Origin of the sequence: Inhella sp. (assembly GCF_041912635.1) — a bacterium.
GTDB lineage: Bacteria > Pseudomonadota > Gammaproteobacteria > Burkholderiales > Burkholderiaceae_C > Inhella.
The window spans coordinates 13,646-33,561 of record NZ_JAYRMO010000010.1 but is presented as its reverse complement, the minus strand read 5'-3'; the positions used below and the strand labels follow the sequence as shown (position 1 = coordinate 33,561).

19 protein-coding genes are annotated in these 19,916 nt (G+C 69.0%); 14 read left to right on the top strand and 5 right to left on the bottom strand.

Annotated elements, in window-relative coordinates; all coding sequences use genetic code 11:
* Positions 1-114: 114 nt before the first annotated feature.
* The gene (locus ACE3QP_RS07775; protein WP_374434944.1) at positions 115-2,373 is read right to left on the bottom strand and encodes a malate synthase G; all 2,259 of its coding nucleotides are present in this window, start codon (positions 2,371-2,373) and stop codon (positions 115-117) included.
* 111 nt (positions 2,374-2,484) lie between these two features.
* Here ACE3QP_RS07775 and ACE3QP_RS07770 point away from each other — a divergent pair, with 111 nt between their 5' ends.
* Both ACE3QP_RS07770 and ACE3QP_RS07765 read left to right on the top strand, forming a co-directional pair.
* Positions 2,485-3,405, top strand: coding sequence for a LysR family transcriptional regulator (locus ACE3QP_RS07770; RefSeq protein ID WP_198112134.1), 921 nt, complete (start codon positions 2,485-2,487; stop codon positions 3,403-3,405).
* Positions 3,402-4,286 carry an EamA family transporter gene (locus tag ACE3QP_RS07765; RefSeq protein WP_374434942.1) on the top strand — a complete coding sequence of 295 codons (885 nt, stop codon included), beginning with the start codon at positions 3,402-3,404 and terminating at the stop codon, positions 4,284-4,286. Before ACE3QP_RS07770 ends, ACE3QP_RS07765 begins: the two co-directional genes overlap by 4 nt.
* On the opposite strand, the gene ACE3QP_RS07760 is transcribed toward ACE3QP_RS07765, so the two are convergent.
* Both ACE3QP_RS07760 and corA read right to left on the bottom strand, forming a co-directional pair.
* The gene (locus ACE3QP_RS07760) at positions 4,275-4,967 is read right to left on the bottom strand and encodes an HAD family hydrolase (RefSeq protein WP_374434941.1); all 693 of its coding nucleotides are present in this window, start codon (positions 4,965-4,967) and stop codon (positions 4,275-4,277) included. The genes ACE3QP_RS07765 and ACE3QP_RS07760 overlap by 12 nt on opposite strands.
* The gene (corA, locus tag ACE3QP_RS07755) at positions 4,964-5,932 is read right to left on the bottom strand and encodes a magnesium/cobalt transporter CorA (RefSeq protein WP_374434939.1); all 969 of its coding nucleotides are present in this window, start codon (positions 5,930-5,932) and stop codon (positions 4,964-4,966) included. The genes ACE3QP_RS07760 and corA overlap by 4 nt, the downstream gene beginning before the upstream one ends.
* A gap of 452 nt (positions 5,933-6,384) precedes the next feature.
* Between corA and hpf the strand changes: the two genes are divergently transcribed.
* The 3 genes from hpf to hprK all read left to right on the top strand — a co-directional run bounded on the left by hpf (position 6,385) and on the right by hprK (position 8,330).
* Entirely contained in the window at positions 6,385-6,729 is a 345-nt protein-coding gene (gene hpf / locus ACE3QP_RS07750) for a ribosome hibernation-promoting factor, HPF/YfiA family (protein ID WP_374434937.1), read from the top strand.
* A gap of 136 nt (positions 6,730-6,865) precedes the next feature.
* Positions 6,866-7,336, top strand: coding sequence for a PTS sugar transporter subunit IIA (locus tag ACE3QP_RS07745; RefSeq protein WP_198112130.1), 471 nt, complete (start codon positions 6,866-6,868; stop codon positions 7,334-7,336).
* Positions 7,337-7,367: 31 nt separating this feature from the next.
* Entirely contained in the window at positions 7,368-8,330 is a 963-nt protein-coding gene (hprK, locus tag ACE3QP_RS07740) for an HPr(Ser) kinase/phosphatase (RefSeq protein WP_374434936.1), read from the top strand.
* Between the two features lie 2 nt (positions 8,331-8,332).
* On the opposite strand, the gene fur is transcribed toward hprK, so the two are convergent.
* Entirely contained in the window at positions 8,333-8,758 is a 426-nt protein-coding gene (gene fur, locus ACE3QP_RS07735; RefSeq protein ID WP_198112128.1) for a ferric iron uptake transcriptional regulator, read from the bottom strand.
* Between the two features lie 119 nt (positions 8,759-8,877).
* Here fur and ACE3QP_RS07730 point away from each other — a divergent pair, with 119 nt between their 5' ends.
* The 9 genes from ACE3QP_RS07730 to ACE3QP_RS07690 all read left to right on the top strand — a co-directional run bounded on the left by ACE3QP_RS07730 (position 8,878) and on the right by ACE3QP_RS07690 (position 18,693).
* On the top strand, positions 8,878-9,426 hold the full coding sequence (locus ACE3QP_RS07730; RefSeq protein WP_374434934.1) for an outer membrane protein assembly factor BamE: 549 nt from the start codon (positions 8,878-8,880) through the stop codon (positions 9,424-9,426).
* Positions 9,426-10,235, top strand: coding sequence for a 4-hydroxy-tetrahydrodipicolinate reductase (gene dapB, locus ACE3QP_RS07725; protein ID WP_374434933.1), 810 nt, complete (start codon positions 9,426-9,428; stop codon positions 10,233-10,235). The genes ACE3QP_RS07730 and dapB overlap by 1 nt, the downstream gene beginning before the upstream one ends.
* On the top strand, positions 10,232-10,879 hold the full coding sequence (locus ACE3QP_RS07720) for a MotA/TolQ/ExbB proton channel family protein (RefSeq protein ID WP_374434932.1): 648 nt from the start codon (positions 10,232-10,234) through the stop codon (positions 10,877-10,879). The genes dapB and ACE3QP_RS07720 overlap by 4 nt, the downstream gene beginning before the upstream one ends.
* Entirely contained in the window at positions 10,876-11,307 is a 432-nt protein-coding gene (locus ACE3QP_RS07715; RefSeq protein WP_374434930.1) for an ExbD/TolR family protein, read from the top strand. The genes ACE3QP_RS07720 and ACE3QP_RS07715 overlap by 4 nt, the downstream gene beginning before the upstream one ends.
* A 34-nt stretch (positions 11,308-11,341) precedes the next feature.
* Positions 11,342-13,996, top strand: coding sequence for a leucine--tRNA ligase (gene leuS, locus ACE3QP_RS07710; protein WP_374434929.1), 2,655 nt, complete (start codon positions 11,342-11,344; stop codon positions 13,994-13,996).
* Entirely contained in the window at positions 13,996-14,490 is a 495-nt protein-coding gene (lptE, locus tag ACE3QP_RS07705; RefSeq protein ID WP_374434927.1) for an LPS assembly lipoprotein LptE, read from the top strand. Before leuS ends, lptE begins: the two co-directional genes overlap by 1 nt.
* A 118-nt stretch (positions 14,491-14,608) precedes the next feature.
* A complete protein-coding gene (holA, locus tag ACE3QP_RS07700) occupies positions 14,609-15,667 on the top strand; it encodes a DNA polymerase III subunit delta (protein WP_374434924.1) in 1,059 nt (352 codons plus the stop codon).
* Between the two features lie 39 nt (positions 15,668-15,706).
* Positions 15,707-16,282 (top strand): methylamine utilization protein, encoded by a 576-nt coding sequence (locus tag ACE3QP_RS07695; protein ID WP_374434922.1) that lies wholly within the window; start codon positions 15,707-15,709, stop codon positions 16,280-16,282.
* Positions 16,282-18,693, top strand: coding sequence for a putative bifunctional diguanylate cyclase/phosphodiesterase (locus ACE3QP_RS07690; RefSeq protein ID WP_374434920.1), 2,412 nt, complete (start codon positions 16,282-16,284; stop codon positions 18,691-18,693). The genes ACE3QP_RS07695 and ACE3QP_RS07690 overlap by 1 nt, the downstream gene beginning before the upstream one ends.
* Here the strand turns inward: ACE3QP_RS07690 and ACE3QP_RS07685 are convergent, their stop codons facing one another.
* Positions 18,694-19,806 (bottom strand): 6-carboxytetrahydropterin synthase, encoded by a 1,113-nt coding sequence (locus tag ACE3QP_RS07685; RefSeq protein WP_374434919.1) that lies wholly within the window; start codon positions 19,804-19,806, stop codon positions 18,694-18,696. It lies immediately after the preceding gene.
* Positions 19,807-19,916: the final 110 nt, after the last annotated feature.

Sequence of the window (19,916 nt, the reverse complement as noted above, 5' to 3'; positions counted from 1 at the left end):
GCGGGCTGCCGGTCCCCCGCCCCCCGGGCCCCGCGGGCGGGGGGGGGGGGGGGGGCCCGCCGCCCGGGCAGCGAAGCCGTTTGAAGCTCCCGGCCGCGGCCGGGGGCTTCGTCCTCAGGCCGCCGCGGCGGCCTTCACCTTCAGGCGCCAGGCGTGCAGCAAGGGCTCGGTGTAGCCGCTCGGCTGCTCCACGCCCTTGAACACCAGGTCCAGCGCCGCCTGGTAGGCGGCTGACACCTGGGCGGTGCCCAGCGTCGGCGCCATTGGCGCGTAGGCCGGGTCGCCGGCGTTCTGGCCATCCACCACGGCCGCCATGCGCGCGAAGGTCTCGCGCACCTGGGCTTCCGTCACCACGCCGTGCAACAGCCAGTTGGCGATGTGCTGGCTGGAGATGCGCAGCGTGGCGCGGTCTTCCATCAGGCCGATGTTGTGGATGTCGGGCACCTTGGAGCAACCCACGCCCTGCTCGACCCAGCGCACCACATAGCCCAGGATGCCCTGCACGTTGTTGTCCAGCTCCTGCTGGCGCTCGGTCGCGCTCCAGTTGGGCTCGGCGGCCACCGGCACGGTCAGCAGCTGGGTCTGCAGGGTGGTGCGCTCCTCGGCGCTGAAGCCCTGGGCCTCGATTTCGCGCTGCAGGGCCGGCACGTCCACGCGGTGGTAGTGCAGCGCGTGCAGGGTGGCGGCGGTGGGGCTGGGCACCCAGGCGGTGTTGGCGCCGCTCTTGGGGTGGGCGATCTTCTGCTCCAGCATGGCGGCCATCAGGTCCGGCATGGCCCACATGCCCTTGCCGATCTGGGCGCGACCGCGCAGGCCGCAGGCCAGGCCCACCTTGACGTTGAGCTTCTCGTAGGCCTGGATCCACTCCGAGCTCTTCATGTCGGCCTTGCGGCGCATCGGGCCGGCGCGCATGGCGGTGTGCATCTCGTCGCCGGTGCGGTCCAGGAAGCCGGTGTTGATGAACGCCACCCGGCTCTTGGCGGCGGCAATGCAGGCCGCCAGGTTGACCGAGGTGCGGCGCTCCTCGTCCATGATGCCCAGCTTGACCGTGTTGGGCGCCAGGCCGAGCAGCTGCTCCACGCGGCTGAAGATCTCGCAAGCGAAGGCCACCTCGGTGGGGCCGTGCATCTTGGGCTTGACGATGTAGATCGAGCCGGCGCGGCTGTTCTTCACAGGGCCCTTGCCGTCGTGCAGGGCGATGGCCACCGTCACCAGCGCGTCCAGGATGCCCTCGGGGATCTCGCGGCCGCCCTTCAGGGTGACGGCCGGGTTGGTCATCAGGTGGCCGACATTGCGCACGAACAGAAGGGAGCGGCCTGGCAGCACCAGCTCGCCGCCCTGGGCCGAGGTGTAGACGCGGTCCGGGTTGAGCGTGCGCTCGATCGTCTTGCCACCCTTGGCCAAGGTTTCCTTCAGCGTGCCCTTGAGGATGCCGAGGTAGTTGCGGTAGGCCTGCACCTTGTCCTCGGCGTCCACCGCCGCAATCGAGTCCTCCAGGTCCAGGATGGTGGAGAGCGCGGCTTCCAGCACCACGTCGGCCACGCCGGCGGCGTCGGTCTTGCCGATGGGGTGGCTGCGGTCGATCTGGATCTCGATGTGCAAGCCATGGTGGCGCAGCAGCACGGCGGTCGGCGCGGCGGGCTCACCGCGGTAGCCGACGAACTGCGCCGGGTTCTTCAGGGCGCCCACGCCATCCACCTGCAGCTGGCCGTTCACGACCGCATAGGCGCGCGCGCTGCTGTGGCTTCCGGCGGCCAGCGGCGCGGCCTCGTCCAGAAACTGGCGGGCGAAGGCCACCACGGCGGTGCCCCGCACCGGGTTGTAGGCGCCGGCGCCGGGCGCCGGGCCGCTCCCAAGACCGGCATCCCCCTCGGGGGGGCGACGCGAAGCGTCAAGGGGGCGCTGCTTCTCGCGGCCTTCGGTCTCAGGGATGGCATCGGTGCCGTAAAGCGCGTCGTACAGGCTGCCCCAGCGCGCATTGGCGGCGTTCAGCGCGTAGCGGGCATTCATCACCGGCACCACCAGCTGCGGGCCAGCCTGCTGAGCCAACTCAGCGTCCACGTTCGCCGTCTCGGCCTGCACCTGGGCGGGCGGCTCCACCAAGTAGCCGATCTGCTTCAGGAAGCCCTGGTAGGCCGCCATGTCGCGGATGGGGCCGGGGTGGGCGCGGTGCCAGGTGTCCAGCTCGGCCTGCAGGCGCTCACGCTCGGCCAGCAGGGCGGCGTTCTTGGGCGCCAGCTCGTGGACGATGGCGTCGAAGCCGGCCCAGTACTGGTCGCTGGACAGGCCGGTGCCGGGCAGCACCTCCTCGTCGATGAAGCGCTTGAGCGGGGCGGCCACCTGCAGGCGGTGGATGGCGATGGGATGGGTCATGAAGAATCTCCGAAACAGCGGGCTTGGCCGCAATTTAGTGCGATCTGCTGCAGGGATTAAGCCCATTCCATGCGGTTCATTTGTGACTGAAATGCACATAATCGACCCGCCATGGACCGCTTCACCCAGATCGAGACCTTTGTGGCCGTGGCCACGCGGGGCAGCTTCACGGCCGCGGCGGCGCTGGAGGATGTGGCGCCCGCGGTAATCGGTCGGCGCATCGACGCGCTGGAGGCGCGCTTGGGCGTGCGCCTGATGCACCGCACCACGCGCAAGCTCACGCTCACGCCCGAGGGCCAGAACTACCTGGAAGACTGCCAGCGCATCCTGGCCGAGCTGGCTGGGGCCGAGAGCTTGGTCAGCGCCGGCGGCGCGCAGGCCAGCGGCCATCTGCGCCTCACCGCGCCGGCCGGTTTCGGTCGCCGCCATGTCGCCCCCCTGTTGCCCGGCTTCCTGGCCCAGCACCCACAGCTGCGCGTTTCGCTGAACCTGGCCGATCGCGTCATCGACCTGGTGCACGAGGGCTACGACTGCGCGGTGCGGGTGGGCGACCTGCCCGATTCCAGCCTGGTGAGCCAGCGTCTGGCCGACAACCGCCGCTTGGTGGTGGCCGCGCCGGCTTACCTGGCGCGTGCCGGCACCCCCCAGCACCCGCGCGAGCTGCTGCAGCACGAATGCCTGATGCTGAGCTCGGACGCCAGCCAGACGCGCGGCTGGGCCTTCCGCATCGACGGGCAGATGCACTACCACCGCCAGGGCGGACGGCTGGACTGCAGCGATGGCCAGGTCCTGCACGAGTGGTGCCTGCAGGGACTGGGCCTGGCCTGGCGCAGCAGCTGGGAGGTGGCGGGCGACTGCCAGGCCGGGCGCTTGGTCTCGGTGCTGGATGCCTTTGCGGCGCCGCCCAATGGCATCTACGCGGTGACACCCGAGCGCTCCTTGCAGCCGCTGCGGGTGCGCCTGTGGGTCGAGCACCTGCGCGCCCATTACGCGCGCAGCGAGTACTGGCTGCGCACCGGGTCGCCAGCTTGAGCGCGCAGGCCCTGGCCCTGGTGCTGCTGGCCGCGCTGCTGCACGCCGGCTGGAACATCGCCGCAAAAAAGGCGCGCAGCGGTGGGGAGGGCGATCAGATCGCCTTCCAGACCCTGTGCGCGTTGGCCGTCATCACGCTCTGGGCACCGCTGGGCCTGTGGGTGGCCTGGCGCGAGCTGGGTGCCTGGGGCTGGCAGTCCTGGGCCGTGGTGGCGCTCAGTGCGGTCGTGCACCTGGGCTACTTCAGCGCGCTGCTGATCGGCTACCGCAAGGCCGACCTGACCGTCGTGTACCCGGTGGCGCGTGGCAGCGGCCCGCTGCTCTCCAGCCTGGCCGCCGTGCTGCTCCTGGGCGAGCGCCCGGGGCCCTGGGGCTGGGCGGGCATTGCCACGCTGCTGTTCGGGGTGTTGCTGCTGTCCGGCCTGCTGCGCCGGCGCGCGCTCACGCCCCCGGTGCGGGCCGGTCTGCGCTGGGGCGCGCTGACGGGGGCGCTGATCGCCGGCTACACCGTCATCGACGCCTATGGTGTCAAGGTGCTCGCCGTCAGCCCGCTGCTGCTCGACTACCTCTGCAATGTGCTGCGCCTGCCGCTGCTGCTGCCCTTTCTGGCGCAGCGCCCGGCCGGCACGCTGGCGCGTACCTGGGCGGCAGACTGGAAGGCGGTGCTGATCGTCGGCAGCGTCAGCCCTCTGGCCTACATCCTGGTGCTGTGGGCGCTGCAATCGGCGCCGCTGTCCACCGTCGCCCCGGCGCGTGAATGCTCGATGCTGTTCGCCGCGCTGATCGGCGGCCACCTGCTGCAGGAATCCGATCGAGTCGCGCGCGCGCTCGGCGCGCTCTGCATCGCCGCTGGGGTGGCGATGCTGGCCTCAGGCGCCTAGGCGATCCGCCAGCTGCAACAGGTCGGCGCCCTCGAACCAGGGCTTGGCCTGGGCCCAGGCCGGCTTGGTCCCATGGTGCGGGCGGCAGATCCAGGCACTGGGCTGGCCGGCGCCGTGGGCGCCTTCGATGTCCAGCGCCCAGTCGTCTCCCACATGCAGCACCTGGCCTGGGGTCAAGCCCAGCTGCGCGCAGGCGGCATGGAAGAAGTCCGCGTGCGGCTTGCCGCGCCCGAATTCGCGCGCGCTCAGCCGGCCGACGAAGTAGGGCGCCAGGCCGATGCGTGCCAGCTCGGCATTGCCGTTCGTCAGCGCCAGGATCGGGTAGCGACCGCAGAGGCGCTGGAGCGCCGGCAGTGCGTCGTCGAACAGGACCACACGGTGCCGCCAATCGAAGAAGTGCTCGAAGGCCGGTTCGGCCAGCTCCGGTGGATCGCCCGCAAGCATCAACGCACGCTCGATGGACTCGCGGCGCAGCCAGGTGAAGTCGTGCGCGCGGTCCGGGAACTCGAGCGCCACCGCATCGCGCAAGGCCTGCAGGGCCGGCACGTCAAAGCGCGCCGCCGTGGCCGCCGCGTGCTGCCGCAGCCAGGCATGCAGCTCGGTCTCGGCGCGCTCGATCACGGGCTGGATCGGCCACAGCGTCTCGTCCAGATCCAGGGTCAGCGCGCGGATGGCCGTCACAACCAGCCCTTGCGGCGGAAGTACAGGAAGGGTGCCGCCACCGACACCAGCATCAGCCCCAGGGCAAAGGGATAGCCCCAGGGCTGGTCCAGTTCTGGCATGAACTTGAAGTTCATACCGTATACCGAGGCGATCAGCGTGGGCGGCAGCAAGGCCACCGAGGCCACCGAGAAGATCTTGATGATGCGGTTCTGGTTGATGTTGATGAAACCGACGGTCGCATCCATCAGGAAGTTGATCTTGTCGAACAGGAAGGCGGTGTGGCTGTCGAGAGAGTCGATGTCGCGCAGGATCTGGCGCGAATCCTCGAACTGCTCGGCGCTGAGCATGCGGCTGCGCATCATGAAGCTGAGCGCGCGCCGCGTGTCCATCACATTGCGGCGGATGCGGCCGTTCAAGTCTTCCTCGCGGGCGATGGCCGTCAGCACCTCGCCGGCGGTCTGGTCGTCCACCTGTTCCTTGAGCACGCGCGCGCTGATGGCGTTGAGCGCGTCGTAGATGCCTTCGAGTGCATCGGCGCTGTACTCGGCGTCGGCGTCGTAGAGCTTGAGCAGCACATCCTTGGCGTCGTCGATCAGCGCCGGCGTGCGGCGTGCGCGCAAGCGCAGCAGCCGGAACACAGGCAGGTCTTCCTTGCGGATCGAGAACAGGGTGTTGCGGTGCAGGATGAAGGCCACGCGCACGTTGCGCGAATTGCCCTCGTCGTCCAGGCGCAGGAAGTCGGAGCGGATGTGCAGCTGGCCGTCGTCCTCTTCGTAGAAGCGGGCCGATTCCTCCAGATCGTCATCGATCGCGTCTTCCGGGATCAGCAGGCCGAAATGCGCGGCCACCCAGCGCTTGTCGTCGGCGCTCGGGTCTTCGAGATCAATCCAGATGGGCTTGAGACGGGCGGCGTCGGGGCCGTCAAAGCTGTCGGGAGCCAAGCCGGCCAAGCGGCCGTTCTCAAGCGAAAAGATGTTCAGCATCGGCGCTGCGGGGTTCGGGTTCCGGGGCGAACCGGGGGCGGGAGGAGGAGGGCTTCACCGTCACGCCGACACGCCTGCAGCGGGGCGGACGGTCACCGAGGGTGATCGCTGTCCAAGAGGGGCTCCGAGCTGGAAAACGAGCCATTATGGCGGCCGAAATCCCGCTTTGATCTGGCGCAGAACTAGGGGGTTTCGAAAGGCTTCGGGGGCTTGCCGCCCCGGCCCGATGTGGGCACACTGGCCTCGCTACCGGAGTCATGTTGCAGTTCGATGTCCCTTCCTTGACGGCTGCTGAGCCGTCTCTCCCGGCCCCCTCGGTGGCTGGGCGCAGGGCCAAGCCAATCGCTGCAATGACCGCGACCCGGTCGCCTATCCGCGCTGTGCCGCGCCGCTTTGAGACCCGCGGTGCCACAGCGCGTTTTTGTGCCCAAGCCTTGAAAGGAGGCTCCTTTATGAACCTGACGATCAGCGGACATCACCTCGAAGTGACGCCAGCACTGCGTGAATACGTGGTCAACAAGCTGGACCGGGTGACCCGCCACTTTGATCAGGTCGTTGACATCAACGTCCTGCTCACGGTGGAAAAACAAAAGGAGAAGGAACGTCGGCAGCGCGCCGAAGTCACCCTACACGTCAAGGGTCGGGACATTTTTGTGGAGCAGTCTCACGAGGATCTGTACGCTGCGATCGATCAGCTGATGGACAAGCTGGATCGCCAAGTCTGTCGGCACAAGGAGATGCTGCAGGACCATAACCACGCCTCTGCCAAGCGCATGGACGTGGGGGCTGCGGGTTGAACCTTCACCCAAGCACGAAAAAGCGGCCTACGGGCCGCTTTTTTGTTGGGAGAGTCCACTCGACGCAGCAGCGGGGGGTGATTTCTATAATTCGCGTCCTTCTTGGGTCGATTCCTGACCCCGCCCAGCCAAGACCATGAACCGACTCGCCGCCATCCTGCCCGCACAAAACGTGCAGGTGGACGTTGAAGCGACCAGCAAGAAGCGTCTGTTTGAACAGGCCGGATTGATGTTCGAGAACCACCAGGGCGTGGCCCGCGCGGTGGTCACCGACAACCTGTTCGCGCGCGAACGGCTCGGCTCCACCGGTCTGGGGCACGGCGTGGCCATTCCGCATGGCCGTATCAAGGGCCTGAAGAACCCGCTGGCCGCTGTGCTGCGTGTGCAGCAGGCCATTGGATTCGATGCCCCGGACGACGAGCCGGTCAGTCTCCTGATCGTGCTGCTGGTGCCGGAAGCGGCGACCCAGCGCCACCTGGAAATCCTCTCCGAGATCGCCGAGATGCTGAGCGAGAAGGATTTGCGCGAGCGCCTCAAGACCGAGGCCGACCCCGCCGTGGTGCACCGCCTGATCAGCGACTGGCAGCCGGTGCGCTCCGCCGCCTGAACGCGTTACCCGTCGCGCCGATACTGGCGGCATGAAACCCGTATCGATCAGCGCCGACCGGCTGTTTGAAGAGCACCGCGAGGCCCTGCGCTGGCATTGGGTGGCCGGCCATGCCCACCCGGAACGCCGCTTCGCCGAGGCCGCGCTGCGCGAGGCGCAGTCGGCGGCCGATCTGGTCGGCTACCTGAACTACATCCACCCTTACCGGGTGCAGATCGTTGGTACGCGCGAGGTCAAGTACCTCACCGAAGCCAGTGACGAGGTGCTGGAGCGGCGTGTCTCGCGCATCGTCACGCTGGAGCCGCCGGTCATCATCGTGGCCGATGGCAGCGCGGCGCCGCCCAAGCTGGTGGCGATGTGCGACCGTGCCGATATCCCGCTCTTCACCACCGAGGCCTCGGCCGGCTATGTGATCGACGTGGTGCGCAGCTACCTGGCGCAGATCTGCGCCGTGCGCACCACCCGCCACGGCGTGTTCATGGACATCCTCGGCCTGGGTGTGCTGCTGACCGGCGAATCCGGCCTGGGCAAGAGCGAGCTGGGCCTGGAGCTGATCTCGCGCGGCCATGGTCTGGTGGCCGATGACGCGGTGGACTTCTTTCGCATCGCCCAGGACGTCATCGTCGGCCGCTGCCCCGAATTGCTGGCCAATCTGCTCGAAGTGCGCGGCATCGGCCTCTTGGACATCAAGGCCATCTTTGGCGAGACGGCGGTGCGCCGCAAGATGCGCCTCAAGCTCATCGTCCACCTGGTGCGGCGCGAGACCCTGGAGCGCGAGTTCGAGCGCCTCCCCTATGAGCCGCTGTACGAGGATGTGCTGGGCGTGCCCACCCGCAAGGTGGTGATCGCCGTGGACGCCGGCCGCAACCTGGCCGTGCTGGTGGAGGCTGCGGTGCGCAACTCCATCCTGCAACTGCGCGGCATCGACACCTACCAGGAGTTCATCCAGCGCCATCAACGCGCGTTGGAGCGCGGCGGCGAAGAAACCCTGTAGCGCTATTTGCGGTTCGGGCAGTCCTTCTGGATGCAGACCGCGTACAGCGAGAGCGAATGCTCTTGCAACTCGAAGCCGCGCTCGCGCGCGATGGCGTGCTGACGCTGCTCGATCGCCTCGTCGAAGAATTCCTCGACCTTGCCGCAGCTCAGGCACACCAGGTGGTCGTGGTGGTGCCCCTGATTGAGCTCGAACACCGCCTTGCCGGCCTCGAAATGGTTGCGCGTCAGCAGGCCGGCCTGTTCGAACTGGGTCAGCACCCGGTACACCGTGGCCAGGCCGATGTCGGCATCCTCCGCCAGCAGGGCCTTGTAGACATCCTCGGCGCTGAGGTGGCGGCGCGTGGCGCGCTGGAAGACCTCCAGCACCTTGATGCGGGGCAGAGTGGCCTTGAGGCCGCTGTTCTTGATTTCGTCGCTGTGCGTCATGGCCGGGCCGGGGCGCTGGAGGGGCCGCCTAGAATCATTCGATCATAGCCAGCGAGCCCTCCGGGCCGCCCGGCACCCGGACCGAAGCCCTGCCCGGTCCAAGCCCTTGATTGACGCCCATGCCTGTTTCGTTCCGCCTTCCGCGCCCCACCCTGGGTCTGGCCGCTGTGGCCGCCCTCGCCGGCCTGTCCGCCTGCAGCTCCTGGGTCGGCCATGACGACCGTTTCATGGCCGTGGTGCCGCTCTATCGCGTCGAGATCGTCCAGGGCAATGTGGTGACCAAGGAAGCCGCCGAGAAGGTGAAGCCCGGCATGAGCCGCGACCAGGTCCGCGATCTGCTGGGTTCGCCCATGCTGACCGACGCCTTCCACGCCGACCGCTGGGACTATGTGTTCACCATCCGCCGCCAGGGGGCTGCGCCGCAGGCGCGCCGCTTGGTGGCGCTTTTCGAGGGCGACAAGCTCAAAAGCTTTGAGGTGCCCGGCGACTTGCCGACCGAGAAGGAGTTCGTCGCTTCGATCAATACTTTCAAGCCCAAGGGCGATGTGCCCAAGCTGGAATTGAGTGAGGCTGAGCGCAACGCCTTGCCCAAGCCGGTGCGCCCGGCTCCGCCGAGCAACGAAGTCGGCGGCCCGACCCGCGCCTTCCCGCCGCTGGAAAAAGGCTGATGGCCGCGCCACTGCGCGTGGCCCTGGCCGGCGCCAGCGGCCGCATGGGCCAGATGCTGGTGCAGGAGATCCTGGCCGCACCGGATCTGCAGCTCAGCGGCGCCCTGCTGCACGCCCAGTCGGCCCACCTGGGCGAAGACGCCGCCGCCTTCATGGGCCGCAGCAGTGGCGTGCGCTTCACGGCCGATGCCGGCCAGGCGCTGCAGGACGCCGAGGTCCTGATCGATTACTCGCGTGTCGAGGGCAGTCTGCAACTGCTGCCCTTGTGCGCGCAGCGCCGCCTGCCCATGGTCATCGGCACCACCGGCTTCAGTGCCGAACAGCGCGCGCAGCTGCAGGCCGCCGGGGCGCAGCTCCCCCTGCTGTGGGCGCCCAACACGAGCGTGGGCGTCAACGTGGTGATGAATCTGCTGGCCCAGGCTGCACGTCAGCTGGGTGGTGCCTATGACGTCGAGATCGTCGAGGCGCATCACCGCCACAAGGTCGATGCGCCGAGTGGCACCGCGCTGCAGATGGGCGAGGTGATCGCCCAGGCGCAGGGGCAGCGTCTGGCCGATGTGGCGGTCTACAGCCGCGAGGGTCACACCGGTGCACGCGAGTCCGGGCGCATCGGCTTTGCCACCGTGCGCGGTGGCGACATCGTGGGCGACCACACGGTGATGTTCTGCGGTGCCGGCGAGCGCATCGAGATCGCCCACAAATCCAGCAGCCGCATCCATTACGCCCAGGGGGCGCTGCTGGCGGCGCGTTGGCTCACGAAACAGCCGGCCGGCTTCTACGGCATGGCCGACGCGCTGCAGCTGACATGAGCAGCTGGCTCCAGTTCTGGGCGGGCAGCGACAGCGTCGGTCGCACCGTGGCCCTGGCGCTGTTGCTGATGTCGGTCAGCAGCTGGACGCTGATTCTCTGGCGCAGCGTGACGCTCACGCGTGCGCGCCGCAGCCTGGCCCGGGCCTTGCCCTTGTTCTGGGCCGCGCCCGACTGGGACAGCGCACGCAGCCAGGCGCAGGCCCTGGATGCCGAACGCATCCTGCTGCCCCTGATCGACGCCGGCCGTGCGCCGCTGCCGGCCGGCTCGCTGGGCGAAGGAGCCGGTAATGAAGCCCGCCTGACCCGCCAGCTGCGCGACGCCCTGCACCAGAGCGTGGCGCGCCTGCAGTTCGGCCAGGTGCTGCTGGCCTCGGTGGGCGCCACCGCGCCCTTCGTCGGCCTGTTCGGCACCGTCTGGGGCGTCTACCAGGCGCTGTTGGGGCTGGGCGCGGGCGGCTTGCCCAGCATCGACCGCATCGCCGGCCCGGTGGGCGAGGCCCTGGTGATGACCGCCGCCGGCCTGGCCGTGGCCATCCCCGCTGTGCTGGCCTACAACTGGTTCGGCAAGCGCGTGGCCGCCTGCGAGGCCGAGCTGGAAGGCTTTGCGCACGATCTCCGCGAGTTTCTGAAAAGCCAACGATGAGCTTCGGCCGCCTGGAACGCCGCGACCCGGGCGCGCCGATGAGTGAGATCAACATGACGCCGCTGATCGACGTCATGCTGGTGCTGCTGGTGATCTTCATGATCGCTGCGCCGCTGATGAGTTCCGGTCTGCAACTGGACCTACCCAAGGCGGAAGCCGCCCAGGCGCTGGAACCCACCGAACAACCGCTCCAGCTGAGCCTGGACGCGCAGGGCCGGCTGCTGTGGAACCAGGATGTGTTGAGCCTGGCCCAGCTGCGCGAACGCCTGCTGCAGCTGGCCCAGGCCCAACCCGAGGCCGAGGTGCAGCTCGCCATCGACCAAGCCGTGCCCTATGGTCGCGTGGCCGAGCTGCTGGATGCGCTGCAGACGGCCAAGCTGAATCGCCTGGCCTTCGTCACCGCCGCGGCGGCCTCCGCGCCACGCTAAGGGAAGGTTGGTGCCATAGGACAATCGCACCCCTATGAGCACCACCGCCTCCACCGAGTTCTCGCCGCGCGACATCGAAGCGCGTGCCCACGCCCACTGGGCGGCCATCGACGCCTACAAGGTGGTCGAAGACCAGAGCAAGCCCAAGTACTACGCCTGCTCCATGCTGCCCTACCCCAGCGGCAAGCTGCACATGGGCCATGTGCGCAACTACACCATCAACGACATGCTGGCGCGCCAGCTGCGCATGCAGGGCTACAACGTCCTGATGCCGATGGGCTGGGACGCCTTCGGTCTGCCGGCCGAGAACGCCGCGCTGAAGAGCAAGGTACCGCCCGCGCAGTGGACCTACTCCAACATCGCGGTCATGAAGGGTCAGATGCAGGCCATGGGCCTGGCGATCGACTGGAGCCGCGAGGTCGCCACCTGCGACCCGAAGTACTACAAGTGGAACCAGTGGCTGTTCCTGAAGATGCTGGAAGCCGGCATCGCCGAGCGCCGCACGCAAATCGTCAACTGGGACCCGGTGGACCAGACCGTGCTGGCCAACGAGCAGGTCATCGACGGCAAGGGCTGGCGCAGCGGCGCGCCGGTGGAAAAGCGCGAGATCCCCGGCTACTACCTGAACATCGTCAAGTACGCCGATGAGCTGCTGAGCGCGGTGGCCAACCCCGAGGACCCGAACTACCTGAGCGGCTGGCCCGAGCGCGTGCGCCTGATGCAGGAGAACTGGATCGGCAAGAGCGTGGGCGTGCGCTTCGCGTTCCCGCACGAGATCCGCGGCGCCGACGGCCAGCTGATCCAGGACGGCAAGCTCTACGTCTTCACCACGCGCGCTGACACCATCATGGGCGTCACCTTCTGCGCCGTGGCGCCCGAGCACCCGCTGGCCGCGCACGCCGCCGCCACGAGCCCGAAGCTTGCGGCCTTCATTGAGGACTGCAAGGCCGGTGGCACCACCGAGGCCGAGCTGGCCACGCAGGAAAAGAAGGGCGAGCCCACGGGTCTGTTCGTCACCCACCCGCTGACCGGCGCGCAGGTCGAGGTCTGGATCGGCAACTACGTGCTGATGAGCTATGGCGACGGCGCCGTGATGGGCGTGCCCGCGCACGACGAGCGCGACTTCGCCTTTGCCAATAAATACGCGCTGCCGATCAAGCAGGTCATCGACGTCAACGGCCAGGCCTACGACAGCAAGACCTGGCATGAGTGGTACGCCGACAAGCAGAACGGCCGCTGCATCGAATCGGGCGTGCTGAACGGCCTGGGCTTTGCCGAGGCAGTGAGCAAGGTGGCCGAGCTGGTGGCGGCCAAGGGCCTGGGCGAAAAGAAGACCACCTTCCGCCTGCGCGACTGGGGCATCAGCCGCCAGCGCTACTGGGGCACGCCCATCCCGATCATCCATTGCGAGGACTGCGGCCCGGTGCCGGTGCCCGAAAAGGACCTGCCGGTGGTGCTGCCCGAGGACTGCATCCCCGACGGCAGCGGCAACCCCCTCAAACACCGCGAGGACTTCCTGCGCTGCAGCTGCCCCAAGTGCGGCAAGCCGGCCACGCGCGAGACGGACACCATGGACACCTTCGTGGATTCGTCCTGGTACTTCATGCGCTATTGCGACCCGACCAACACCGAGGCGATGGTGGCCGGCGGCACGCAGTATTGGATGCCGATGGACCAGTACATCGGCGGCATCGAGCACGCCATCCTGCACCTGCTGTACGCGCGCTTCTGGACCAAGGTGATGCGCGACCTCGGTCTGGTCAAGGTCAGCGAGCCCTTCAAGAAGCTGCTGACGCAGGGCATGGTGCTGAACCACATCTACAGCCGCAAGGGCGAGAAGGGCGGCATCGAGTACTTCTGGCCGCATGAGGTCGAGAACGTGTTCGGCGAGGACGGCCGGGTCACCGGCGCCAAGCTCAAGAGCGATGGCTCGCTGGTCGAGTACAACGGCATCGGCACGATGTCCAAGTCGAAGAACAACGGCGTCGACCCGCAGGCGCTGATTGACCAGTACGGTGCCGACACCGCCCGCCTGTTCGTGATGTTCGCCAGCCCGCCCGAGCAGACGCTGGAGTGGAACGACGCTGGCGTCGAGGGCGCGCACCGCTTCTTGAAGCGTGTGTGGAACTTCAGCTTCAGCAAGGGCAACGGCATCCGCGCCGCCGGCACGGATTTCAGCGCGATCTCGAAGGAAGCCAAGGCCCTGCGCCGCGAAGTGCACCTGGTGCTCAAGCAGATCAGCCACGACTACGAGCGCCTGCAATACAACACCGTGGTGTCGGGCGCGATGAAGCTCTTGAACGCGCTGGAAGGCTTCAAGCCCGCGGGCGAGGCCGACCAGGCCGCCGTGCGTGAAGGCTTCTCGGTGCTGCTGCGCGCGCTTTACCCGGCCTGCCCGCACCTGACCCATGTGCTGTGGGAGGACCTGGGCTTCGCCGCGGTGCTGGGCGACCTGCTCGACACCCCCTGGCCCCAGGTGGACGAGGCTGCGCTGGTGCAGGACGAGATCGAGCTGATGCTGCAGGTGGGCGGCAAGCTGCGCGGCAGCATCAAGGTGCCCGCCGGTGCCGACAAGACCGCCATCGAGGCTGCTGCGTTGGCCAGCGAGGACTTCCTGAAGTTCAGCAACGGCGCCGCACCGAAGAAGATCGTCATCGTGCCGGGTCGCCTGGTCAACCTGGTGCTTTGATGAGGCTGCCACGACGCGGCGCCCTGGCTCTTCTGGCCGGGGCGGGCTTGGCGGGCTGCGGCTTCCGGCTGCGCGGCGCTCCCAGCTTCGCCTTCGAACGCCTGCACCTGGCGGGCTTTGACCCGCGCTCGCCGCTGCGCGAGGCGCTTGAGGCCCAGCTGCCGCGCCTGCCGCTGCAGCTCACGGCCCAGCGTGCCCAGGCCCAGGTGGTGCTGGAAGCGCTGAAGGAATCGCACCACAAACTGGCCGTGGCCAGCACGGCGGCCGGCCAGGTGCGTGAATGGCAGCTGCATCTGGTGCTGGACTACCGCCTCATCACCCCAGCCGAAGACCTGCTGCTGCCCGCCACCCAGCTGCGCCTGGTACGTGACCTCAGCACCACCGAGGCCGCCACCCTGGCCAAGGAGTACGAGGAGGCGGACCTGCGCCGCGCCATGCAGGTCGAGGCCGTGAACCTGCTGCTGCGCCGCCTCGCGGCGGTCCGCTTGAGATGACACCCCCCCGAAGCGCCTTCCGGCGCCTCCCCCCAAGGGGGCGCCACCAGCGGCCCGGCAAAGCCGGTTCCGCGGTGGCCGCTTGGCCGATCCAAGCACCGCCGCCGACTGAGCAACGATGCAAGTTCGTTTAGACGATCTCGACAAGCAGCTCGCCAAGGGCCTGCGCGGGGTCTACCTCGTGCATGGCGACGAGATCCTGCTCGCCAACGAGGCCCTGGACAGCATCCGCGCCGCAGCGCGCGCCCAGGGCTTCGATGAGCGCCAGGTCTTCACCGTGCAGGGCAATGCCTTTGACTGGAGCGGCGTGCTGGGCGAATCGGCCGCGCTGTCGCTGTTCGCCAGCCGGCGCATCGTCGAGCTGCGCATTCCGAGTGGCAAGCCGGGCAAGGAAGGCAGCGAGGCCCTGCAGCAGCTGGCCCAGCAGGCCGGGCCGGATCTGCTGATCCTCGTCAGCCTGCCGCGCCTGGACAAGACCCAGCAGGGCAGCGCCTGGTTCACGGCCTTGGATGGCGCCGGCCTGAGCCTGCGCGCCGACCCGATCGAGCGCCGCGCCCTGCCCGCCTGGCTGGCCGCACGCGCGCGCAAGGCCGGGCTGCAACTGGCCGAAGGCGCCGAGGGCCAGCAGGCCCTGAGCCTGCTGGCTGAGCGCGTGGAGGGCAATCTGCTCGCCGCCCAGCAGGAGCTGGACAAGCTGGCCCTGCTGCACCCCGGCCAGGCCTTGACGGCCGAGCTGATCGAGGCCGCGGTGACCGATGTGGCGCGTTTCGAGGCGGCCCAGCTCTCCGAAGCCCTGTGGGCCGGCGACGCCGCACGCTGCCTGCGCCTGCTCGAAGGCCTGGAGGCCGAGGGCGAGGCGGTGGTGCGCCTGCACTGGCTGTTGGCCGACGAGGTGCGCGCGCTGCGCCGCGCCAAGCGGGCGATGGCCGATGGCAAGCCCCTGCCGATGGCGCTGCGCGAGGCGCGTGTGTGGGGGCCGAAGGAAAAGTGGTTCGAGCGCGCGCTGCCGCGCCTGAGCCTGGGCCATCTGGACGCCTTGCTGGTCAATGCCCACAAGGTGGACGGCATCGCCAAGGGTCTGCGCGAACCCGACTGGCCGCAGGACGGCTGGGCGGCGTTGCGTCAATGGGTGCTGCAGGCCGTGGAAGCCCTGAGCGGGCGGCGCCTGCGCGCCTGAATCCCGCTATCGTCTGCTTCTCTGGAGGAGAGTGCGGACATGCGCGGACTGTGGGCCCTTGCAGCAAGTTTCCTGACCCCCCTGGCGCTCGCCGAGCCGCTGAGCGTGCAGGTCAGCAATGCCCAGGGCCAGCCGCTGGCGGGGGCCGTGGTGGCCGTCGAGGGCGAGGGCCTGCCCACCCGCGCACGCGCCGGCACCCAGGCCGAGTTGGCGCAGAAGGACCGCCAGTTCCGCCCGCAGCTGCTGGTGGTTCAGACCGGCACCGAGGTGCGCTTCCCGAACGAGGACCCGGTGCGCCACCATGTGTATTCCTACTCCGCTGCCAAGAGCTTCGAGCTCAAGCTCTACCTGGGCGAGACCGCCAGCCCGGTGCTGTTCGACAAGGCCGGCGTGGTGGCGGTGGGCTGCAACATCCATGACCGCATGAGCGCCCACATCGTCGTCGTCGACACCCCGCTGTTCGCCGTCACCGACGCGCAGGGCCGGGCCACGCTGGAGCTGCCGGCCAAGGCCGCGAACCTGCGCCTGCGCGCCTGGCACCCCAGCCGCAAGGAGCCCGTGCTGAGCAGCGAGGCCCTGCCGGCGGGCAGCACGCAGCGGAGCCTGCGCCTGTGATGCAGCGCCCGGCCTTCCTGGACCTGCGCCGGCTCGAGGGGCGCATCGTCGCCCTCTTCCTGGGCCTGTTGCTGCTGGTGCAGCTGGGCAGCGTGGTGCTGGTCAACCGTTCGGTGCAGGCCAATGCCGAGGCCTCGATCGACGCCGATCTGAAGACCGCCGGCCACCGCCTGGAGCGCCTGCTGTTCCAGCGCGTGCTGCGCCAGCATGACATCGCCGTGCTGCTGGCCGCCGACGACGGCTTCCGCAGCGCCGTCGGCCTGATGCACCAGGAAGCCGGCACCGAGACCCTGCGCGACGCGCTGGCCAACCATGCCGAGCGGGTGGGCGCGGCGCTGGTCGCCTTCGAGGACCTGGAGCACCGCCTGGTGGCCGGCGCCGGTGTGCAACCCGAGCGCTTCGTGGGCCTGGCCGCCGACCTGCCCGAGGGCGCGCCCGCCGAGGGCGACACCCGCCTGGTGCTGGTGGACGAAAAGCCCTATCAGCTGGTGCGCGTGCCGGTGCGTGCACCCGGGCCGCTGGGGGCGGTGCTGATGGGCTTTGCGCTGGATGAGGACGTGCTGGCCGACCTGAAGGGCCTGACCAATGTGGACGCCCTGCTGCTGGTGCGTGGCGGCGGCCCCTGGCGCAAGCCCTTGAGCCTGGAGGCCGACAAGGCCCTCATGCTGATGGAGCAGGCGGCGCGGGCCGAAATGGGCCAGAACCAGGCGCGCCGGCTCAACCTGCCCGATGGCGACGAGCGCCGCGGCCGCCTGTTCGACCTGAAGGTGCGCGGCGCGGCCAACGGCGTGCAGCTCAGCGCCCTGTTGACCGCTTCGGTCAGCGAGGCCATCGGCCCCTACAACAGCCTGCGCTGGACCCTGCTGGCCCTCACTTTGGCCGGCGTGGTGGCCTTTGCCATCGGCAGCGTGGTGACGGCGCGCCGCATCAGCGGGCCCATCGGTGCACTGGCCCGCAGTGCCGAGCGCCTGGGGCGCGGCGATTACGACTGCCCGGTGCAGGCGCCGCGCAATCTCGGGGAGGTCAGCGAACTGGCCCAGGCCTTCGAGACCATGCGCCAGGGCATCAAGGCGCGCGAGGCCGATGTGCATCGCCTGGCCTTCTGGGACCCGCTGACCGACCTGCCCAACCGCGCCCAGTTCGTCGAGCGCCTGCGCACCTGGCTGCGCGAGCACCCGCAGGAGCGCATGGCGGTGCTGATGCTGGATCTGGACCGCTTCAAGCATGTGAACGACGTGCTCGGCCATGCCGTGGGCGACCAGCTGCTGCAGCGCGTGGCCGAGCGCCTGCAGGCCCAGTCCGGCAGCGGCCACCTGCTGGCGCGCCTGGGCGGCGACGAGTTCGCGCTGCTGTTCGAGGGCGCCGCCGCCAGCCAGGCCCTGGGCCTGGCGCGTGAGATGGCACAGGGCTTCGAGCGGCCGCTGTCCATCGGCGAACAGACCATCGATGTGAGCGCCGGCATCGGCATCGCGCTCTTCCCCGACCACGCGCGCGAGGCCGATGCCCTGCTCGGCCACGCCGAGCTGGCCATGTACGCCGCCAAGCGCGGCCAGCATGGCGTGCTGCTCTACGACCCGGCCATGGACGAAGGCAGCCAGCAATCTCTGGGCCTGCTGACCGAGCTGCGCCGCGCGGTGGAGCAGGAGGAGCTGCGCCTCTTCCTGCAACCCAAGCTGGACCTGCACACCCGCGAGGTGCACAGCGCCGAGGCCCTGGTGCGCTGGCAGCACCCCACGCGCGGCCTGGTGCCGCCCGGGCTCTTCATCCCTTTCGCCGAGCAGACCGGCTTCGTGCGCCAGCTCACCGCCTGGGTGCTGCGTGCCAGCGCCCGCTTTGCCGTGGAGGCCGAGGCCCTGGGCTGCCCGCTGCGCATCAGCGTCAACCTGAGCACCCGCGACCTGCTGGACGCCGAGCTGCCCGACAAGATCCGCACGATGCTGCAGCAGGAAGGCGCGCGGCCCGAGCAGCTGTGCCTGGAAATCACCGAGAGCGCCATCATGGACGACCCGGCGCGCGCCCTGGCCACCACCGAGCAGTTGCACGCCATGGGCTTTCGGCTTGCCATCGACGACTTCGGTACCGGCTACTCCTCGCTCGCCTACCTGAAGAACCTGCCGGTGCAGGAGCTCAAGATCGACCAGAGTTTCGTGATGGCGATGGAGCGCGAGGCCGACGACCGCAAGATCGTGCGCTCAACCATCGACCTGGCGCACAACCTGGGCCTGGCCGTGGTGGCCGAGGGCATCGAGACCGCCACCGCCCTGGCCCTGCTGGCCCATTGGGGCTGCGACGAGGCCCAGGGCTACCACCTGGCCCGGCCTATGCCGGCCGGCCAACTGCCCGGCTGGTGGCAGGCCTGGCAGGCGCCCGATTTCCGCGACAGCGCGCTCGGGCCTTTGACGACGACCTGATCAGACGGGGATCAGCTCGCTGGTGTCGCCGAGTGTCACCACGGCGCCGCAGCCGCGCGTCTCGTACAGGTCCACGCGATCCGTCTCCGGCAGCACGGTGCGTGCCTCACGCAGGATGTGCGCGGCCAGCGTGGCGCAGTCGCCATCGGCGAGCGCTGGGTCCTCGTGCAGCGGGTGGTGGTCCAGGCGCTTGAACACCGGGTTGAAGCGTTCCTTCACATCGCCGAAGTCCACCGCCCAGCCGTACAGCTGGTGCAGCTCGGCCTGCAGGTGCAGGCGCAGCGTGAAGGTGTGGCCGTGGATGCCGGCCAGCGGGTGCTCCGGCGGGGCGCGGCGCAGGCGCACGGCGGAATCGAGCGTGAATTCCTTCCAGATCCGAAAACGCGCCCCGTCGTAGTTGGCACCGCTCGAACCGGTCTCGAACACCGTGACCCAGCTGAGCTCCGGCAGCAGCGGCTTGAGGCGGTTCCAGATCCAGCGCGAGAGCATCTCGCTGGTCGGGTTCTCCAGGCCTTCGAGCTCGTTCAGGCAGCGGTAGTTCAGCTCGAAGTGCAGCGGCGCCCACAGGGCGTCGAGCTGGTCATAGTCGATCGCCAGGTCGCGCCCGCCGAGGTCCTGGTTGGCGTGAATGATGACCTCGAAGCCATGGCCGTGCAGGCGGCCGCATTTGTGGCCCATGGGCACATTGGGCAGCCAATGGGCGCTCTGGAAACGGTAGCGCCGCCACACATGGGCCTGGCCGCGCGGGTCCACGTCCACACCGCTGTGGCTGGTGCTGTAGACGCTGAGCTGCTGCACACCGGGCAAGGCGGGGTCGCCATCGCCGCCGGCCAGGCGCTGCTGCAGCCAGCGCGCCAGGTTCTCGTCGGTGGGGTTGGGCAGGAGCTCGTTCAGCAGCGCATGGTCCAGCGGCGCAGCGGCTTGCTCCAGGCGTTCACGCAGGGCATTCACCTCGCCACCCGGAAAAGGCGCCCAGCCGCTCGGCAGCAGGCAGCGCGCCTGTGCGAAGAAGGAGTGGCCGTGCAGCTTGCGGGCGCGGTGGCCTTCGGGCAGGGCGGGGATGTGGCAGGCGGCCTCGAAGCCGGTGCCGGCGCTGTGCAGGGTCAGGAGCATGGGCAGGATTGTCGCGGCCCCCGCGACACGGGGGTGGCCCTAGGAGTCTGCGCGGCAGAACGAAATCGGCTGCAAGCCCCGAAGCGACCGTGCACTGGGGTGCGGCTTCT